The 17,639-nt window shown below is 64.8% G+C and carries 14 protein-coding genes and 1 pseudogene; 5 read left to right on the top strand and 10 right to left on the bottom strand.

Going from position 1 to position 17,639, the window contains the following annotated elements; genetic code table 11:
* The 7 genes from F6S12_RS02085 to F6S12_RS02055 all read right to left on the bottom strand — a co-directional run.
* On the bottom strand, window positions 1–901 hold a 901-nt coding region (locus F6S12_RS02085), incomplete at its 3' end, for a TolC family outer membrane protein (protein WP_315868683.1).
* Window positions 898–2,247, bottom strand: coding sequence for an HlyD family type I secretion periplasmic adaptor subunit (locus tag F6S12_RS02080; RefSeq protein ID WP_161466720.1), 1,350 nt, complete (start codon window positions 2,245–2,247; stop codon window positions 898–900). The genes F6S12_RS02080 and F6S12_RS02085, both read right to left, overlap by 4 nt.
* A complete protein-coding gene (locus F6S12_RS02075) occupies window positions 2,244–4,040 on the bottom strand; it encodes a type I secretion system permease/ATPase (protein ID WP_315868682.1) in 1,797 nt (598 codons plus the stop codon). Before F6S12_RS02075 ends, F6S12_RS02080 begins: the two co-directional genes overlap by 4 nt.
* Before the next feature lie 218 nt (window positions 4,041–4,258).
* Window positions 4,259–4,876, bottom strand: coding sequence for a heme acquisition protein HasA (locus F6S12_RS02070; protein ID WP_011063600.1), 618 nt, complete (start codon window positions 4,874–4,876; stop codon window positions 4,259–4,261).
* 83 nt (window positions 4,877–4,959) lie between these two features.
* Window positions 4,960–7,665, bottom strand: coding sequence for a TonB-dependent receptor (locus tag F6S12_RS02065; RefSeq protein WP_123472995.1), 2,706 nt, complete (start codon window positions 7,663–7,665; stop codon window positions 4,960–4,962).
* Between the two features lie 131 nt (window positions 7,666–7,796).
* Window positions 7,797–8,810, bottom strand: coding sequence for a FecR family protein (locus F6S12_RS02060; RefSeq protein WP_152686464.1), 1,014 nt, complete (start codon window positions 8,808–8,810; stop codon window positions 7,797–7,799).
* Window positions 8,811–8,873: 63 nt separating this feature from the next.
* Window positions 8,874–9,395, bottom strand: a complete 522-nt coding sequence (locus F6S12_RS02055) for an RNA polymerase sigma factor (RefSeq protein ID WP_011063603.1) — start codon at window positions 9,393–9,395, stop codon at window positions 8,874–8,876.
* A 259-nt stretch (window positions 9,396–9,654) separates the two neighbouring features.
* Between F6S12_RS02055 and aroQ the strand changes: the two genes are divergently transcribed.
* Together aroQ and F6S12_RS02045 are read left to right on the top strand one after the other, a co-directional pair.
* Entirely contained in the window at window positions 9,655–10,104 is a 450-nt protein-coding gene (gene aroQ / locus F6S12_RS02050; RefSeq protein ID WP_315868681.1) for a type II 3-dehydroquinate dehydratase, read from the top strand.
* The gene (locus F6S12_RS02045) at window positions 10,101–10,955 is read left to right on the top strand and encodes a shikimate dehydrogenase (protein WP_011063605.1); all 855 of its coding nucleotides are present in this window, start codon (window positions 10,101–10,103) and stop codon (window positions 10,953–10,955) included. The genes aroQ and F6S12_RS02045 overlap by 4 nt, the downstream gene beginning before the upstream one ends.
* A gap of 67 nt (window positions 10,956–11,022) precedes the next feature.
* Here F6S12_RS02045 and F6S12_RS02040 read toward each other — a convergent pair whose 3' ends face one another.
* The 3 genes from F6S12_RS02040 to quiC all read right to left on the bottom strand — a co-directional run bounded on the left by F6S12_RS02040 (window position 11,023) and on the right by quiC (window position 14,052).
* The gene (locus F6S12_RS02040) at window positions 11,023–11,247 is read right to left on the bottom strand and encodes a hypothetical protein (RefSeq protein WP_015637127.1); all 225 of its coding nucleotides are present in this window, start codon (window positions 11,245–11,247) and stop codon (window positions 11,023–11,025) included.
* A gap of 114 nt (window positions 11,248–11,361) precedes the next feature.
* Window positions 11,362–12,039 carry a TetR/AcrR family transcriptional regulator gene (locus F6S12_RS02035; protein ID WP_011063606.1) on the bottom strand — a complete coding sequence of 226 codons (678 nt, stop codon included), beginning with the start codon at window positions 12,037–12,039 and terminating at the stop codon, window positions 11,362–11,364.
* 102 nt (window positions 12,040–12,141) lie between these two features.
* A complete protein-coding gene (quiC, locus tag F6S12_RS02030) occupies window positions 12,142–14,052 on the bottom strand; it encodes a 3-dehydroshikimate dehydratase QuiC (protein ID WP_011063607.1) in 1,911 nt (636 codons plus the stop codon).
* A gap of 537 nt (window positions 14,053–14,589) precedes the next feature.
* Between quiC and F6S12_RS02025 the strand changes: the two genes are divergently transcribed.
* From F6S12_RS02025 to F6S12_RS33685, 3 genes and pseudogenes are all read left to right on the top strand, one after another.
* Window positions 14,590–15,924 carry an MFS transporter gene (locus F6S12_RS02025; RefSeq protein WP_011063608.1) on the top strand — a complete coding sequence of 445 codons (1,335 nt, stop codon included), beginning with the start codon at window positions 14,590–14,592 and terminating at the stop codon, window positions 15,922–15,924.
* A gap of 90 nt (window positions 15,925–16,014) precedes the next feature.
* Window positions 16,015–16,782, top strand: a pseudogene (locus F6S12_RS33690) (MCP four helix bundle domain-containing protein); the annotation flags it as partial.
* Window positions 16,774–17,637 carry a methyl-accepting chemotaxis protein gene (locus tag F6S12_RS33685; RefSeq protein ID WP_409999819.1) on the top strand — a complete coding sequence of 288 codons (864 nt, stop codon included), beginning with the start codon at window positions 16,774–16,776 and terminating at the stop codon, window positions 17,635–17,637. The pseudogene F6S12_RS33690 and the gene F6S12_RS33685, both read left to right, overlap by 9 nt.
* The last annotated feature ends 2 nt before the right edge of the window (window positions 17,638–17,639 follow it).

The following is a 17,639-nucleotide window of genomic DNA, read 5'->3' as shown; positions in this document are numbered from 1 at the left end:
TCTGGTTGTAGGAGCTTTCCGAATCGGAACTGGTCTGACGGCTGCTGGCATACAAACTCACCTTGGGCAGGTGCCCGGCGCGCTTGCGCTCCACTTCATACTCCGCCACTCGCAGCGCCTGCTGCTGGGACGCCAGGTCCGGGTTGTTGGCCATGGCCAGGTCACGCCAGCTGTCGAAGCGGTTGGGCAGCAGCGGCTGGATCTGGAACTGCCGGGTCAGCGGATCCAGTTCGTCGATCTGCAACGGTTCGCCGACTATGGCTTGCAGCTCGCGCAGGGCGGCATCCTGCTGGTCCTGGGCCTCGATCTCCTGCGCCAGGGCCAGGCTCAGCCGGGCCTGGGTCTCCAGCACATCGGTGCGGGTGCCCTCGCCGCCCTTGAGCAGGCGCTCGTTGAGCTGCAAGCGTTCGGCGTAGGCACGCTTCTGCGCCCGGCTCAGTTCGATACGCTCCTGGGCCAGCAGCGCCTGGCTGTAGGCACTGAGCAGGCGCACCGCCAGTTCCTGGCTCTTGCCGCGAAAGCGTTCGTCGGAAAACAGCGCCTGGGCCGAGCCCTGGCGGTAGCGCGCATAGGCTTCGTAGTCCAGCAGCGGTTGCTGCAGGGTCAGGGTCGAGGCGTAGCTGCGGTAGTCCCGGTCATTGGTGACATCACCGCGAACGGTCTCCTGGGTCACTTCGGACTGGTTGCGCGAATTGTTGTAGCTCCAGGACAGGTTCGGCAGCAGCCCGGCACGGCCGATGGCCCGGTTCTCTTCCCCGGCATCGCGCTCCTTGATCGCCGCCTGGAAGGTCGGGTCATTGCGCAAGGCCAGGTCATAGGCGTCCAGCAACCCCAGGGCCTGGACCGACGTGCTGCTCAACAGGCACAGCAGGGGCAGGTAGTAGCACCAGGCTCGAATCATTCTTCCACCAACGCCATGTGAGTCCGATCCAGCAAGGGCTTGAACAGGTAATTGAGCATCGAGCGTTCGCCGGTACGGACAAAGGCTTCCACCGGCATGCCCGGGCGGATCTGCAAGCCCTGCAACTGCTGCATGCCCTGGGCGCTGACCGTGGCCCGCAAGGTGTAGTAAGGCTCCTCGGTGCGCTCATCCACCTGCCGGTCGGCGGACACCAGGGTCACCTCCCCCGGCACCCTGGGCGTGGTGCTCTGGTTGAAGGCCGAGAACATCAGCTCCACTGGCAGCCCCGGGTGCACCTTGTCCACCAGTTGCACCGGCACCCGCGCCTCCACCAGCAACGGCTCATCCTGGGGCACGATGTCCATCAGCGGCTGGCCCGGCTTGATCACCCCACCTTCGGTGTAGACCTCCAGCCCCACCACCACCCCGGCGGCCGGGGCACGTACCTGGCTGTTGGCCAGTTCGAACTCGGCGGACGCCAGGCGATTGCGCAGGTCTTCGGTACGGATCCGGGTATCGGCCAACTGGCTACGCAGGTCTTTCTGAAAATCCTCGCTGGACTGGCGGATGCGCAGGCGCAATTCGAGGATCTGCCGCTGCAACTGGCCGATGCGGCCGAAGTCCTCGGCGATCGAGCCGTCGATCTGCGCGTACAGGCGCTCGCTGTCCAGCAGCCGGTTGCGCGGGATGTAGCCGTCCCGGGCCAGTTCCCGCAGGCCTTGCAGCTGTTCGTTCAAGGCACTGCGCTGTTGCCGCTTGCTGGCCTGGGAATCCCGAGTACCCCGCAGTTGCGCCTCGGAGCCGGCGATGGTCTCGGCGATCCCTTGCTGTTCCATGCTCAGGGCCTGGCGCCGGCTGCTGAACAGCTGCCGTTGCAGGGCCAGGCTGGCGACCACGTCCGGCTCGCTGGCCAGGGCCTGAAGTTGCGGGTCGAAGACGATATCGCTGGCGCCATCGCGCTCGGCATTCAGCCGCGCTTCGCTGGCCAGGGAACCCAGGTACTGGCTGCGCAGGGATTGCATCTGGGTGCGCAGCGGCGTCTCGTTGAGGCGCAGCAGCACCTGCCCGGCACTGACCCGGTCGCCCTCCTTGACCTCGATCCGCTCGACGATGCCGCCGCTCTGGTGCTGCACGGTCTTGCGATGGCCCGAGACCATGACCTTGCCCGACACCGCCACGCCCTTGTCCAGCGGCGCCAGGGCGGCCCAGCCGATGAACCCGGCAAAGCCCCCCAGCACCAGGATCCAGCCCAGCCGCGAATACTTCCTGTCGTCCAGGGACAGCACATTGCTGGCGGCCGGCCCGGTGACCGGCGCCGCAGGGGCTGTGGATAAACTCGCCTTCATGCTTTTTTCCCTTCGCCGCCGGCCACGCCCAGGCGGTAGTTCATGTTCAAGCTGGTCACCGGGCTGCTCGCCGGATTGCTCATCGGTGCAGCCGGCGGCGGCGCGGCCTTGGCCTTCTGGTTCGCCTCCAGCACCCGCGCCGTAGGACCATAGGCCTGCAACTGGCCGTCGCGCAGGATCATCAACTGGTCGGTCAGGGTCAGCACGTTGGGCTTGTGGGTGATCAGCACCAGGGTTCGCTGCCGCTGCTTGAGCTGGCTGATGGCTTGCAGCAGCGCCTGCTCACCGGCCTCATCGAGGTTGGAATTGGGCTCGTCGAGCACGATCAGCGCCGGCAGGCCGTACAGCGCCCGGGCCAAGCCGATGCGCTGGCGCTGGCCGCCGGACAACCCGGCACCGCCCTCGCCCAGGCGCGTGTCATAGCCCTGGGGCAATTGCAGGATCAGTTCGTGCACCCCGGCCATTTGCGCGGCCTGCAGGACCTGATCCGAGTCCAGCTGGGCAAAACGCGCGATGTTCTCGGCGATGCTGCCGGCGAACAGCTGGATGTCCTGGGGCAGGTAACCGATATGCGGCCCCAGTTGCTGCCTGTCCCACTGAGCCAGGTCTGCGCCATCCAGGCGTACCTTTCCCGTCAGGGGCGTCCAGGCACCGACCAGCAGCCGGGCCAGGGTCGACTTGCCACAGCCGGAAGGGCCGATCACCCCCAGCACCTGGCCAGCCTCCAGGGTGAAGCCAAGGTTGCTCAGGGCCGGGCGACGGCTGCCCGGGGCACAGGCACTCAGCTGCTCGACACTCAACTTGCCCTTGGGCGTCGGCAGGCTCATGCGCGCCGGCCGTGGCGGGTTGGCCTGCAACAGCTGCGACAGGCGCTCGTAGGCCAGGCGCGCCGAGCTCCATTGCTTCCATACCGCGATCAACTGGTCGATGGGGCTGAGCACGCGGCCCATTAGGATCGAGCCGGCGATCATCATCCCCGGGGTGATCTGGCCCTGCACCGCCAGCCAGGCGCCCAGGCCCAGCACCAGGGACTGCAGGGCCATGCGCACGCCCTTGGACCAGGCGCTGATGGTGGCGGTCTTTTCGCTGGCCAGGTTCTGCTGGGCCAGAAAGCCCTGGTGGCCGATGAACCAGCGCTCGCGCAGGGCGCCGAGCATGCCCATGGCTTCGATCGCATCGGCATTGCGCAGGTTGGCGGTGGCCTGCTGGCTGGTGATGATCGACAACTGGCTGGCCTGGGCCAGGGGTGCCTGGCAGATATGCTGGTTGATCCAGGCCAGCGCCACCAGCAGCACCGCGCCGGCCAGGGCCAGCAGGCCGAGCCAGGGGTGAAAGAGAAAGATCACCAGCAGGTAGACCGGAAACCAGGGCGCATCGAAGAACGCGAACAAGGCATTGCCGGTGGCGAACTGGCGCAGCGCGGTCAGGTCGTTCAAAGCCTGGCCGGCGGCCTGGGGGCTGCCCTTGAGCTGGGCTTCGAAAGCGGCGTCATACACCCGCTGGTTCAGGCGCATGTCCATCTGGGTACCGAGGTGGATCACCACCTGGCTACGCACCCACTCCAACGCCCCCATCAGGCCGAACAGGCCGAGGATCATCAGCGTCAGCATCAGCAGGGTCATCTGATTGCCCGAGGCCAGCACCCGGTCGTAGACCTGCAGCATGTAAAGGGCCGGGGCCAGCATCAGCAGGTTGATCACCGCCGAGAACAGGCCGATGTTGAAAAAGCCGCCCTTGTAGGCCGTCAAGGCCGCCAGCGTCTCGGAAGCGGCAAGTGGATTCGGCCTGCTCATCAAGGTGTCCTGTGGAGAGTGTAGGGTTACAGGGCCTTCCGCTCGGGCAGAGCGGAACGACAAGAGGCGCGCCCGGTGCGTTGACAGGCACCACGGCGCTCCCCAGAATTTGCCACCGCCGCCGCCCTGGCCTTCGAAAACTCGGGCGACGGAGGTGAGTCAAGCCAGCGAATGGAGGAGCGATCCTGCATTCGCTTTTTTATGCCTCAGGCCTGCACTCAGGCGGCCAGCGCCCAGTCCTGGGCCACGTCCTGCACACCCACCAGGCCAACATCGGCAGCCGCTGCGGCAGCCGGATTGACGTGAGCAACGCCAGCAGCGGCCAGGTCGTCGAAGGTGGAGTTCACCGACAGGCTTGGGTCGATCGCCTTGAGCAGGGCATCGATCTCGCCGGCCAGCGCCGAGCTGTCGCCACTCATCAGGCCGTAGACCACCTTGTGCACTTCGCCTGCACGGCCTTCTTCCTTCAGGCTGTTGAGGCCCAGGTTGGTGAAGCTGACTTCCTGGCTGACCAGGTTGTAGTTGCTGCCCGAACCACCGGCGAGGGTGTCGCCCAGGGAGATAGTGTCCACCGAGCCCCAGAGGGTGTGGCTCGGGTTGCTGAACAGGGTGTAGTGCAGGTTGCCGTCGGCGACGAAGGCCGCATCACTGGCGGTGCTCTTGATGGCGTACTGGGTGCCGTCGAACGGGCCCGGGTTGAAGCCACCGGTGTTGGTGCCGTCGACCACTTCGCCTGGGCGGTGGTTGACGTCGCCGAAGTAGGCCGACCAGTCAGTCAGGTATTGCGCAACAGTATTACCGCCGTAGGTAGCGCTGTAAGAGATCGAAATGCTCATGCAAAACTCCAATACATTAGGGGGGTCATGTCCGCAGCACGCCACTGCCTGCTGCGGTTTTGCCCATCAATGGGCAAAAGCGGTCAGAACTGATACTCCACGGTGCCCTGCAAGGTCCGGCCACGGCCGAGGGTGAAGGCCAGGACATCGCCGAGGGGCACCAGGTAGGCGCGGTCGGTGACGTTTTCCATGGCCAGGCGCAGGGTCAGTTCTTCAGTGGCCCGGTAGCTGCCATACAGGTCGTAGACGGTGTAGGGCTTCCAGTCGGCCGGGTAGACGCCGGTCTGGCTCACGGTGCCGGTGGCGGAGCCGGCGATCGAATAGCCGGCGCTGTAGCGGGCCCGGGCGCCGATATCCAGCTTGCGGTCGAAAAAGCGTGCGCCCAGGGTCAGGGTGCCGCGGTCCATGGGCATGTGTTCGGCCGAACCGAGGATCGCCGCATTGCAACGGCTGGCGTTGTTGGCCGCATCATCGGGACGCATGCCGGTGACGATCGCGCCACGCCCGCTGCCATTCTTCACCGGCTGGGTCACGCCCCCCAGCCAGGCGATTTTCGTGCAGAAATCGTTGTCGCCGATCATGCGGGTGTAGTTCAGCTGGCCGTAGGCGCGGCCGGCGTCATAGTCCAGCTGGTACTCCACGCCCTTGAAGCGGGTGCTGCTGAGGTCGTTGACATAGGCACTGTTGCCGATGCCGGGCGAGCCGTAGCCAGGGGGCTGCACACCCATGGCCATGTAGATGAAGTCATCGACCCGGGTATCGAAGTACGCCACCTTGATCCCCAGGCGGTCATCGTTGAACCAGAGGTTTTCCTTGAAGACGTTGACCCCCGCTTCCCAGGTGCTGGAACGCTCCGGCTTGAGGAAGGGGTTGGGGAAGGTGCTCTCCGAGCCGCCGCCGTGGGGCCGGCCGGTGATCATGGTTTCGGTCACCGCCGGTGGCCGCCAGCCCTTGCCATAGCTGGCGAACAACTGCAGCCATTCGACGCCCGGCTTGACCGACAGGCCGAAGGTCGGCGAGAAGCGCCCTTCCTCGTTGTCGATGTCATAGGCCACCGGCACCGAAATCTGCTGGGGCGTCTTGCCGATCACGAAGGTGCGGGTGTTGATTCCGGTCTCGCCCCGCAGGCGGTAGCGGTCGTAGCGCAAACCGGCGTTGAGGTTCAGCCAGCCGTCGTAGTCGAAATCCAGGCGGGTGAACAGGCTGCCCAGGGCACGATCGCCCTCGGGGGTCATACTGGCCGCGGGCGAAGCGCTGACCGCCGATCCTTTGGGCACCGGCTGGCGGGAGTCGGGGCGGACCTTGTCATAGAAGAATTCCAGGCCGTAGTTGGCCTTCAGCGTGGCCAGCTCGCCGAGCGCGAAGGTCGAGGTGTTCTGCGCCTGAGCGCCATAGGTGTCGGTCTGGTAGGTGATCGAGTAGCCGGGGCTGCTGCGCCGGGTCAGGGTGCTCTGGTCGTTGCTGTTGTCGACGTAGTAGAGCTTGGCCTTGAAGTCGATCAGCGGGTTGTCCGGGGTGTAGCTGTAGTCGAGGCCGAAGTTCTGCGAGCGCACATCGCTGCTGCCGAGCTTTTCCCAGAGCTGTTGCTTGTTCTCGACGTTCATCATGTTGGCGTCGTCGTAGGACACCTGGGTGGTCAGGTAGCTCAGTTGCAGGCGCTGGTCCTGGGGCAGGTTGAGCCCCAGCTTGGCCAGGCGCGAACGCATCACGGAAGCGGAATAGGCCACCTTGGAATTCTTCACCCGGTCATTGATCGACGGGTCCATCCAGCTGCCAGTGCGCAGCTCGCCAATGCCGCCCTTGGTCCCCGGGTTGTAGTCCCCCAGGTGCCGTTCACTGGCGGCCAGCAGCATGTCCCAGACCTCGGTGCCGATGGCGAAGGCGGTGCTGCCGATGAAATGGGTGCCGTTGCTGCGGCCACCCAGGCCGCTGGTCACGCGGATCCGGCCACCGATTTCCTGGCCGGGCTTGAGCAGGTCACGGGCTTCGACGGTGCGAAAATTGGCGACCCCGCCAATCACCCCGGCGCCGCCCATGGTCGAAGTGGCGCCCTTCTCCACCACCACCTCGGAGAGCAGCTCGGGGTCGACGTAGAGGGTGCCGTTGCGCTGCTGGTGGCCGCTCTGCTGGTAGTTCTGGCGCATGCCGTCCACCGACATGTTGACCCGGCCATAGTCCTGGAGGCCGCGGATATTCACGGACAGGCCCGGGTCCTGCTGGCTGACTGCCGAATACACACCGGAGGTTTCCTCCAGCATGTCGGCCGCGTGCCGGGGCGGGTTGCGATCGAGCTGCTCGCGGCCGACCACGCTCACCGAACGTGGCGCGTTATACACCCAGTCGCTCTGGCGGCCTTCGAGGTTGCCGGAGATGGTGGTGGGCGCCAGGGCCAGGGCGCCGTCACGGCCGGTTTCCACCCGGTTCAGGGTCACTTGGCGCTCGCCGGTGAAGCGGTACTGCACCGGCGCATTGCCCAGCAGCCGCGCCAGGCCCTCCTCGGCGCTGTAGCGGCCCTTGAGCGGCGAGCTGTGCAAGCCATGCAGGCGCAGGCTGTCGAACAGCACCTGCACCCCGGCCTGCTCGGCAAACACCAGCACCGCACTGCCGAGAGCCTGGGCGGGGATATCGAAATCCATCTCGCGTTGCTGCTGGGCGCTCTGTGGGGCTGCACCCACAGGCTCTGCCGCGTGCAGCAAACCGCCTCCTGCCAACAGCCCTGCGACGCCCAAGTGAATGGCCAGGGCCAAACGACTTGCTGCGTGAATTCCAGTGCGACTGCCTACCCTCATGTCCCTTGTTCCTGCGCTGGCTATTTTTGTTTATGCGAATGCATCTCAATTAGCTAGACGTGCCAGGCAGGAAAACTCAGTAAGGTTTTTTTGAATTATTTTGCACAAGGGTGGAAAAAGGCCCGCAGGCCTCAGTAAATCAGGCTGACGCCGGCCAGGTCGAAACGCTGCACCTGCAATTCCTGGGTCAGGGTAACCAGGGCTGCATCGAGCATGTCCAGGCGGAAGACACCGCTGACCTGGCGCTGGGCCAGGGCACTGTTGGTCAGCACCACCCGCCCGGGCCGATAGCGATTGAGGCGCTCCACCACCAGGCCCAGGGGCTGGCGGTCGAACACCAGGACGCCGCGCCGCCAACTGGTGGCCCGCTGCAGGTCGAGCCCATCAAGCGCCACCACCCCCGACTGCGGGTCATAGCGCACGCTCTGCCCCTCTTGCAGCACCCGCTCGGAGGCCCCGCGTTGCGCCGGGGCATCCAGGCTCACCGCGACACTGTGCTGCAACACGCCGACCCAGGCTTGTTGAGCACTCTTGCGCCCGACCACGAAACGGGTGCCCAGGGCGCGGGTCTGGCCGCCGGCACTCTGCACGATAAAAGGTCGTTTTTCCTCGCCGGCCATGGGCGCCACGTCAAACACCGCGGAGCCGGCCAGCAATTGAACCTGGCGCTTGTCGCCGCTGTAGTCCAGGCGAATGGCGCTGCCCGAATCCAGCTCAACCTGGCTGCCATCGGCCAGTTGTACGGTGCGCACCTCGCCCTTGCCGGTAAGGTAGTCAGCCTGCAGGTACAGCAGCGCCTGCGGCCCTTGCAGCCAGCCCAGGGCCACCGCCAGTACCAGCATCGCCACGCTGGCGGCCCGCACCAGCCGGCGTCGACGGCGCGGGCGCGGTATTGTCGCCGCAGGCCGCGCCGCCTGGCGCCGTGGTGGGGCAGTGGCCGCCAGTTCGGGGTCCAGGCGCAACTCGCCCAGGGCCTCCCAGGTCTGCCGGGCAAACACCAGAGCCTGGGGATGACGCGGGTCGGCGGCCTGCCATTGGGCAAGCTGCGCCTGCTCGGTGGCGCTCAGGCCTCCCGCGTGCAAACGCACCGCCCAGTCGGCGGCGGCCTCGGTGATACTGCGCTCTTGCGGACCCTGGCTATTCACGTGTGAATCTCGATTTCTCGTTATATATAAGCAGTGACGTCTGACCCCGACTTTTACCGTAACTCACTCGTCGACCGGCCGACCGTCGGTAGCCTGCAAGCGCTGCATCACATAGGCCAGCGCCCGGGACAGGTGCTTTTGCACCGAGCTGTCGGAAATATTCAGGTGCCGGGCCACCTCGGCGTGGGTCATGCCTTCGATACGGTTGAGGCGAAAGATTTCCTGGGTCCGCGGGGGCAGTTCCATGATCGCCTGTTTCAGTGCCTTGCGCTGTTGCTGCGCCATCGCCTGAGCCTCCAGCCCGGCCGCCTCATCCTCGATGTCGGCCAGCACTTCATGGGGCACGGTCTCGGTCTTGCGCCGCGCCTCCTGACGTACATGGTCGATCAGCAGATTGTTCGCCGTGCGGTAGAGATAGCCCTGGGAGTTGTCGATACGCTCGCCGCGCGTGTGCTCGGCCAGCCGCAGGAAACTCTCCTGCACCAGATCAGCGGCCAACTGCGGGTCCCGTATCTTGCGCGCCAGGTACCCACGCAAGGCAGCGGCATGCTTGAGAAACAGTCCCTTGAGATCCACGTCCGACAAACCGACTCCCTGGAACATGAAGGAAATTGCCGGGCATCTTACGGTCAGTCGAGAATGATTTTCAATTGATATAAGCACTCATTGGCGGCAGCCTTGCACCTGCGAGCCCTACGCTGCCGTTCGATTACCGAACACTTAATCCGCCCGCGCCCCGTTGTGCATCTACCGCCAATTGACCAAATTAACCAGTTAGTACAATTTACCTTTCAACGCCTCGTACGCTCTCCCGAGGCCGACAATAACAACGGAGATTTACCCCATGCGTCCTATCGTTCTGGTGCTAAACGGCCCGAACCTGAACCTGCTCGGCACCCGCGAGCCGGCCACTTACGGCCACGAAACCCTGGCTGACATTTCCGCCCTGTGCGGCCGCGCCGCCGAGGAGTTCGGCCTCGCCGTGGAGTTTCGTCAGACCAACCACGAAGGCGAGTTGCTCGACTGGATCCACGGGGCGCGTGGTCGCTGCGCCGGCATCCTGATCAACCCGGCCGCCTGGACCCACACCTCGGTGGCAATCCGTGACGCCCTGGTGGCCAGCGAGCTGCCGGTGATCGAAGTGCACCTGTCCAACGTCCACGCGCGCGAACCGTTTCGCCATCACTCCTTCGTTTCCGCCATCGCACAGGCGGTGATATGCGGCTTTGGCAGCCATGGCTATCGCCTGGCGCTGGAACACTTCAGCCAGCGGTTCAAGGAGCAAGGCGCATGAGCCGGCAAGCCAGCGTTCTGGCCGGGCTGATTGGCGCCGGCATCCAGGCCTCCCGCACCCCGGCCCTGCACGAACAAGAGGGCGATGCCCAGCATTTGCGCTACCTGTACCGCTTGATCGACCTGGATCAACTGGGCCTGGACAGCAGCGCCCTGCCTGAACTGTTGCGCGCCGCCGAGCAGATGAGCTTCACCGGCCTGAACATCACCTTTCCCTGCAAGCAGAGCATCCTGCCGCTACTCGACGAACTGTCCCCGGAAGCCCGGGGCATCGGTGCGGTGAACACCGTGGTGCTCAAGGATGGCAAACGAGTCGGCCACAACACCGACTGCCTGGGTTTTGCCGAGGGCTTTCGCCGCGGCCTGCCGGACGTGGCAAGGCGCCAGGTGGTGCAGATGGGCGCCGGCGGTGCCGGGGCCGCAGTGGCTCACGCCCTGCTGAGTGAAGGCGTGGAGCAACTGAACATTTTTGACGTGGAGCCGCAGCGGGCGCAAAGCCTGGCGGACAACCTCAACCAGCATTTCGGCAGCGCCCGGGCCCGGGCAGGCGGTGATCTGTCGAGTGCCCTGCACAGCGCCGACGGGCTGGTGAACACCACGCCCATGGGCATGGCCAAGCTGCCGGGCATGCCGGTGCCGGTGGAACTGCTGCGAGCGCAGCTGTGGGTTGCCGAGATCGTCTACTTTCCCCTGGAAACCGAACTGCTGCGCAACGCCCGGGCCCTGGGTTGCAGGACCCTGGACGGCGGCACCATGGCGGTGTTCCAGGCGGTCAAGGCGTTCGAGCTGTTCAGCGGCCAACGCGCGGACCCGCAGCGCATGCTGGCGCACTTTCACAGCATGAACGGCTGAGACAGGGCTCGGTAGCAGCTGCTGCCTTCAGGGCGCTGGCGAGCCTGCGGCAGCGGCTACAGCCTGCTTAGTCGGATTTGAGCTGCAGGCGCGAGAGCAGGCCGATCAGCAGCACATTGAAGAGAATCATCAGCAGGCTGCCGAGGATGCCCACCAGGCTGATCACCGACGACGGCAACCAGTCGAACATGCTGAACCCGGTGAGGGACAGCAGGCGCTCGCCGAACCAGAACGTGTCGACCACGATCATCAGGATCAGGATTATTTTCAGGGTTGGAACGGGGTTGCCCATGGTGCCTTCCTTGTCGTGGTGCAGGTTGCAGAAGCCTTGGTGGCGATGGCGATCTTACGGGCGCTTTCGCTGGCAAGCCAGCGCCTGCCAAGCCAGCTCCTACAAAGAGTGGGATCAGGCCTGCAGGTAGCGCAGCACCGACTCGCAGATCATCTCCCGGTGGCGTTGCTTGATGCCTTCATCCGGCAGGTCGATCTGGAAGATCTCGCCAAAGGTGTGGCGGTTCGAGACCCGGTAGAAACAGAACGAGCTGATCAGCAAATGCACATCCAGCGGATCCAGGCCGCCGCGGAACACGCCTTCGCGCGCGCCGCGCTCGAGGATCTCGCCCAGGGCATGGAGAATGGTGTTGTTCATGGCCTTGATCACGCCGGACTGCTTCACGTACTCGGCCTTGTGGATGTTCTCGATGCTGACGATACGCACGAAATCGACGTTGCGGTCGTGGTGATCGAAGGTGAACTCCACCAGCCGGCGAATCGCTTCCTGCGGCGCCAGCTCTGCCAGGTGCAGGCGGCTCTCGGTGCTGCGGATATCGCCGTAGAGCTTCTCCAGCACCTCGACGTACAGCTGCTCCTTGCTGCCGAAGTAGTAATAGATCATGCGCTTGGAGGTATGGATGCGTTCGGCGATCGCATCCACTCGCGCGCCGGACAAGCCCTGCTGGACGAACTCGACAATGGCTTCTTGAAGGATGTTCTCGCGGGTCTTTTCCGGGTTGTTCTTGCGACTCTTGCGCGGTTCGAGAGCAGGCTCATCGGGCGCAATCGAGCGTTCACTGGTCATTGTCATTCTGGGCTCACGGCCATCACTGCACACGCGGGCGATTATGGGCCGCGTCACCCTGCGAAAGAAAGCGCGACGGCGGCCGTTACCGCCGTCGTTAACAATCTTCTACAACTTGGCCTGGCGCACGGCACCGCTGCGTGATTTGGCCATGGCCGCCAGGCGCACCGCGACGTTGGCCGCACCGTAGCCGGCATAGCCGTTCTTGCGCTGGATGATCTCGAAGAAGAAGCGCCCTTCGAAGGGCTCGGTGTAGACGTGAAACAGCTCGCCGCCCTGGGCATCGCGGTCGTAGAGGACGTTGTAGTAGGCCAGTTCGCTGAGAAATTCGTCGTCGAAATCAAAGCGTGCCGCCAGGTCGTCGTAGTAGTTGAGCGGGATGTCCAGCAGCGGCACGCCAGCCTCCTTGGCCCGGCTGACTTCGGCAAAGATGTCGTCGCAATCGAAAGCGATGTGGTGCACCCCGGAACCGCGATAGCTGGACAAAGCATGGGAGATCGCAGTATTGCGGTTTTCCGAGATGTTCAGCGGCAGGCGGATCGAGCTGCAACGGCTGCGCAGGGCGCGGCTTTTCACCAGGCCGTAGGGGTCGGGCAACACCACTTCGTCGTCGGCCTCGAAGTCCAGCAGGCTCTTGTAGAACAGCACCCAGCTGTCCAGGCTGTCCGCCGGCAGGGCCATGGCCATGTGGTCGATGCGCTTGAGGCCGCCCTTGGCCACCACGCCGCTGTGCATATTGAAATCGGTGTCGTACAGGTGCTGGCCGCCCTGCTGCTGATCCACCAGGTAGATCAGGCTGCCATCGGGCTCGCGCACCGCCGCCAGCTCCAGCTCATTGGGGCCCACCAGGCCGCGATAGGGCTGGCCCTTGTAGGCCACCGCCCGCTCCAGGGCCTTGGCGCTGTCCTTGACCCGGATTGCCGTGGCACACACCGAAGGGCCGTGGGCCTCGAAGAAACTGTGGGCGAAGGAATAGGGCTCGGAGTTGAGGATCAGGTTGATATCCCCTTGGCGCATCAGGCTGACGCTCTTGGAGCGATGCTGCCCGGCCCTGGCGAACCCCAGGCGCTCCAGCCAGCCGCCGAGCTTGGCGCCCAGGGCCTCGTCCACGGCGAACTCGAGAAACTCGGTGCCGCCATAGGCCTGCACCGCAGGCGGCGCGAACAGGGTGTCGATGTTCGCCACCGGCTGGCCTTCCTGCAGCAGGCGCTCGCGGGTCTTCTCTTCCAGGTACAGCAGCGAGCGCAAGCCATCGGCGGCGTTGGCCCGCGGCGGCGCGGCGCGAAAGCCGTCGTTGAAGATCTCCAGGGACAGCGGCCCGGTGTAGCCGCTCTTGATGATCGGCGCCAGAAAGCCCGGCAGGTCGAATTCGCCCTGACCGGGGAAGCAGCGGAAATGCCGGCTCCACTCCAGCACATCCATGGCCAGGATCGGCGCATCGGCCATCTGCACGAAGAAGATCTTGTCCCCCGGAATCTCGGCAATCGCCGCCGGGTCGCCCTTGAGCGACAGGGTGTGGAAGCTGTCCAGCAACACCCCGAGGCTTGGGTGATCGGCGCTGCGCACGATGTCCCAGACCTGTTGATAAGTATTCACGTGACGGCCCCAGGCCAGGGCTTCGTAGCCGATGCGCAGGCCCCGGGCACCGGCCCGCTCGGCCAGCAGGTGCAGGTCGTCGATGAGGATCTGCCGGTCCCCCAGGCTGTCCGCCGAGGCGTTGCTGCACACCAGCACCAGGTCGGTGCCCAATTCCTGCATCAGGTCGAACTTGCGCTCGGCGCGCTCCAGGTTGCGCGGCAGACGGTCGCGACGACAGCCCTCGAAATCCCGGAATGGCTGGAACAGGGTGATGGCAATGCCCAGGTCGGCGCACATCTGCTTGATTTCCCGAGGGCTGCCGTCGTAGTAGAGCAGGTCGTTCTCGAAGATCTCCACGCCGTCGAACCCGGCGGCGGCGATGGCTTCGAGTTTTTCCGGCAGGGTACCGCTCAGGGACACGGTGGCAATGGAACGCTGCATGATTCGACTCCCGGGTAAGGACGGCCAGTCGGGCACAGGGGGACCGCGGCTTTTTATTGGATGTTGCGGATTATTCCACAGGCCTTGTTAAAGTGTACGAACCAGTTAGTTTTGTGTTCGATTATCGAACAAAATACAGATTGGCGAATTGACGATTTTTCAGCCACTGCGCACCATCGATAGCACATTGAGCCGGCCCCAAACCCCCGGCTTCAATCACCCAGACCCAGAACACACCATAAAAATTTCAAAAATCGGGTACACCCTCATGCTTGCACTCAACGCCCTTCACTGCTGCACATCCCTTTGGCTGATACCGCCAACGGCCTCAACCGGCACCCTGGAATACGCCGCGCTACAGCCCTGAGCTGCAGCCGACCCGATGGCGTTCGCCTGCCCGGCATCTGCCGCAGCGACGCGCCGCCCCAGCCGATCAACCCGCAGGTTCCCGGGCTGCCATGCCCCCGCCGACGGTTGGTCACGCGCCCTTGAGTTCCGACGAGCCCCGGCTCGCCAGTCACTGAACGGATGGCCCACATGACTCCTTCCCAAAGCTCTCGCATCGCCCCGAGCCTCAGCGTTGCCGGCGGCATCGGCGACAAGATCCGCGGCGCCATGGCGGTCGGCAAGACCCGCTGGGGCATGCTCGCCCTGGTGTTCTTCGCCACCACCCTGAACTACATAGATCGCGCCGCACTGGGCGTGATGCAGCCGATCCTGGCCAAGGAAATGAACTGGACGGCGATGGACTACGCCAACATCAACTTCTGGTTCCAGGTCGGCTACGCCGTAGGCTTCGTGCTCCAGGGCCGCCTGATCGACCGGGTTGGGGTGAAGCGGGTGTTCTTCTTCGCCGTGCTGTTGTGGAGCCTGGCCACCGGCGCCCACGGCCTGGCCACTTCGGCGGCGGGCTTCATGGTTTGCCGGTTCATTCTCGGGCTCACCGAAGCCGCCAACTACCCGGCCTGCGTGAAGACCACACGGCTGTGGTTCCCGGCCGGCGAACGGGCCGTGGCCACCGGGATCTTCAACGCCGGGACCAACGTCGGCGCAATGTTCACGCCCATGCTGCTGCCGCTGATCCTCCACGCCTGGGGCTGGCAGGCCGCGTTCCTGTGCATGGCCGCGCTGGGTGGCATCTGGCTGCTGTTCTGGGGCCTGAAGTACTTCAACCCTGAAGATCATCCAAGCGTCAAAGCCTCCGAGCTGGCCTACATCCAGCAACAGGTGGAGCCGGAAGAAACCCGCGTGCCCTTCAGCCGCATCCTGCGCATGCGCGGCACCTGGGCCTTCGCCCTGGCCTACGCGATGACAGCGCCGGTGTTCTGGTTCTACCTGTACTGGCTGCCGCCGTTCCTCAACCAGCAGTACAACCTGGGCATCAACGTGACCCAGATGGGCATCCCGCTGATCATCATCTACCTGACCGCCGACTTCGGCAGCGTCGGCGGCGGCATCCTCTCTTCGTTCCTGATCGGGCGCGGCATGAACCCGATCAAGGCGCGGCTGCTGTCGATGTTCCTGTTCGCCTGCTGCATCATCGGCGTGATCATGGCCGCCGGCACCGCCAACCTGTGGCTGGCCGTGTTCGCCATCTCCCTGGGGATCGGCGCGCACCAGGCCTGGACCGCCAACATCTGGAGCCTGGTGATGGACTACACGCCCAAGCACATGATGAGCACGGTGTTCGGCTTCGGCGGCATGTGCGCGGCCATCGGCGGCATGTTCATGACCCAGATCGTCGGCCACATCCTGACCGTGACCAACAACAACTACACCCTGCTGTTCACCCTGATCCCGGCGATGTACTTCATTGCCCTGACCTGGATGTACTTCATGGCCCCGCGCAAGATTCCCCGCGTAGAAGACTGATGCTCCTTTCACGCAGGCCCACTCCGGGCCCGCGTTTTTTTATCGGCTCGCCCTCCCCCCTTTTGTTTTTCCAGACTCGGAGATCGTCCCATGACGCTCGGTAACCTGAGCATCGCCCAACGCGCCGTGATCAGCTTCGGCGTGATTGCCCTGCTGGTCCTGCTGCAGGGGCTGTTCGCCCTCAAGCAAGTGGCCGAGGTCCGCTCCACCGGCCAGCACACCGAAAACATTTCCCTGCCCAGCACCCGCTACCTGGGGGAAGTGCGCGACTATGTGTTGAGCATCCGCGTGCTGAGCCTGCGCATGGCCCTCAACCGTGAACCGCAAGTGCTGGAAAGCACCATCGCTCGCCTGCACCAAGTGCAAGCCTGGCTCGACCAGGCCCTGGCCAGGTTCGCGCCGCTGGTGGGCGATCACAACCGGGTGCCATACGAGACATTCCTCGCCACGGTAAAGAGCTACCAACAGGCCCTGGCCCAGTATGAAGCCCTGTCCCAGGACAACCGCAGCGCCGAGATGACCGCCCTGCTCAACGGCAAGATCCAGGATTACTCGACCCAGACCGGCGACCAGTTCGCCGAACTGATGAACCTGACTGCCGAGGAAGTCAGCCAGTCGGCGCAGCATGCCGACGCGCTGTACACCCAGGTCAAAGTCACGGTGATCGGCGCCCTGCTGGCCGTCGCCCTGCTGACCCTGTGCCTGGCCTGGCTGTTGATTCGCAGCATCGTCGTGCCCATCCGCCAGGCTGTGAGCGTGGCCGAGCAAGTGGCCGCCGGCGATCTCGGCCGCCCCATCCACTGCGAGGGCAGCGATGAAACCGCGCGCCTGCTCAAGGCCCTGGCCAGGATGCAGGCCAGCCTGCGTGAAACCCTGCAACTGATCAGCAGCACCTCGACCCAACTGGCCGCCGCCGCGCAACAGATGAGCCAGAGCACCCATCAAGACTCCAGCCGGCTGCAGCAGCAACACAACGAAATCGAGCAAGCAGCCACGGCCGTCAACGAGATGACCGCGGCCGTCGAGGAAGTGGCACGCAACGCAGTGTCCACCTCCGACACCACCCGCCAGTCCACCGCCCAGGCCACCCAAGGGCAAGCCAGGGTGACCCAGACCCTGGACGCGATCCAGGCCATGAGCAGCGATGTCGGCATCGCCCTGCAGCAAGTGCAGACCCTGGCCGAGCAGTCACGGGAAATCGGCAAGGTGCTGGACGTGATCCGCGCCATTGCCGAACAGACCAACCTGCTGGCCCTGAACGCCGCCATCGAGGCCGCGCGGGCTGGGGAAGCCGGCCGTGGTTTTGCCGTAGTGGCAGACGAAGTGCGGGCCCTGGCCCATCGCACCCAGCAGTCGACCCAGGAAATCGAACAGATGATCGGCCGGGTCCAGGGCGACACCGACAGCGTGGTGCAGTCCATGCACGGCAACAGTCAGCGGGTGGCCCAGACCCTGTCCATCGCCGAGCAGGCCGGGCTGGCCCTGGGGGAAATCACCCGGGCCATGGAACAGATCCACGAGCGCAACCTGGTGATCGCCAGTGCTTCGGAAGAACAGGCCCAGGTGGCCCGTGAAGTGGACCGCAACCTCCTGAACATCCGCGACCTGTCCCTGGAAAGCGCCGACGCCGCCACGCGCACCAACGCCACCAGCCAGGAGCTGTCGCACCTGGCGGCCGGCCTGCAGAACCTGGTGGTGCGCTTCCGCTTTTGAGC

Source organism: Pseudomonas sp. JV245A (assembly GCF_032424515.1).
GTDB lineage: Bacteria > Pseudomonadota > Gammaproteobacteria > Pseudomonadales > Pseudomonadaceae > Aquipseudomonas > Aquipseudomonas protegens.
This window is presented reverse-complemented; position numbering and strand designations above follow the sequence as displayed.

Excerpts from the sequence above, each read along its gene's own strand:
- F6S12_RS02080 (WP_161466720.1), bottom strand. The coding sequence starts at position 2,247 with ATGAAGGCGAGTTTATCCACAGCCCCTGCGGCGCCGGTCACCGGGCCG.
- F6S12_RS02075 (WP_315868682.1), bottom strand. The coding sequence starts at position 4,040 with ATGAGCAGGCCGAATCCACTTGCCGCTTCCGAGACGCTGGCGGCCTTG.
- F6S12_RS02070 (WP_011063600.1), bottom strand. The coding sequence starts at position 4,876 with ATGAGCATTTCGATCTCTTACAGCGCTACCTACGGCGGTAATACTGTT.
- F6S12_RS02065 (WP_123472995.1), bottom strand. The coding sequence starts at position 7,665 with ATGAGGGTAGGCAGTCGCACTGGAATTCACGCAGCAAGTCGTTTGGCC.
- aroQ (WP_315868681.1), top strand. The coding sequence starts at position 9,655 with ATGCGTCCTATCGTTCTGGTGCTAAACGGCCCGAACCTGAACCTGCTC.
- F6S12_RS02045 (WP_011063605.1), top strand. The coding sequence starts at position 10,101 with ATGAGCCGGCAAGCCAGCGTTCTGGCCGGGCTGATTGGCGCCGGCATC.
- F6S12_RS02040 (WP_015637127.1), bottom strand. The coding sequence starts at position 11,247 with ATGGGCAACCCCGTTCCAACCCTGAAAATAATCCTGATCCTGATGATC.
- F6S12_RS02035 (WP_011063606.1), bottom strand. The coding sequence starts at position 12,039 with ATGACAATGACCAGTGAACGCTCGATTGCGCCCGATGAGCCTGCTCTC.
- quiC (WP_011063607.1), bottom strand. The coding sequence starts at position 14,052 with ATGCAGCGTTCCATTGCCACCGTGTCCCTGAGCGGTACCCTGCCGGAA.
- F6S12_RS02025 (WP_011063608.1), top strand. The coding sequence starts at position 14,590 with ATGACTCCTTCCCAAAGCTCTCGCATCGCCCCGAGCCTCAGCGTTGCC.
- F6S12_RS33685 (WP_409999819.1), top strand. The coding sequence starts at position 16,774 with ATGCAGGCCAGCCTGCGTGAAACCCTGCAACTGATCAGCAGCACCTCG.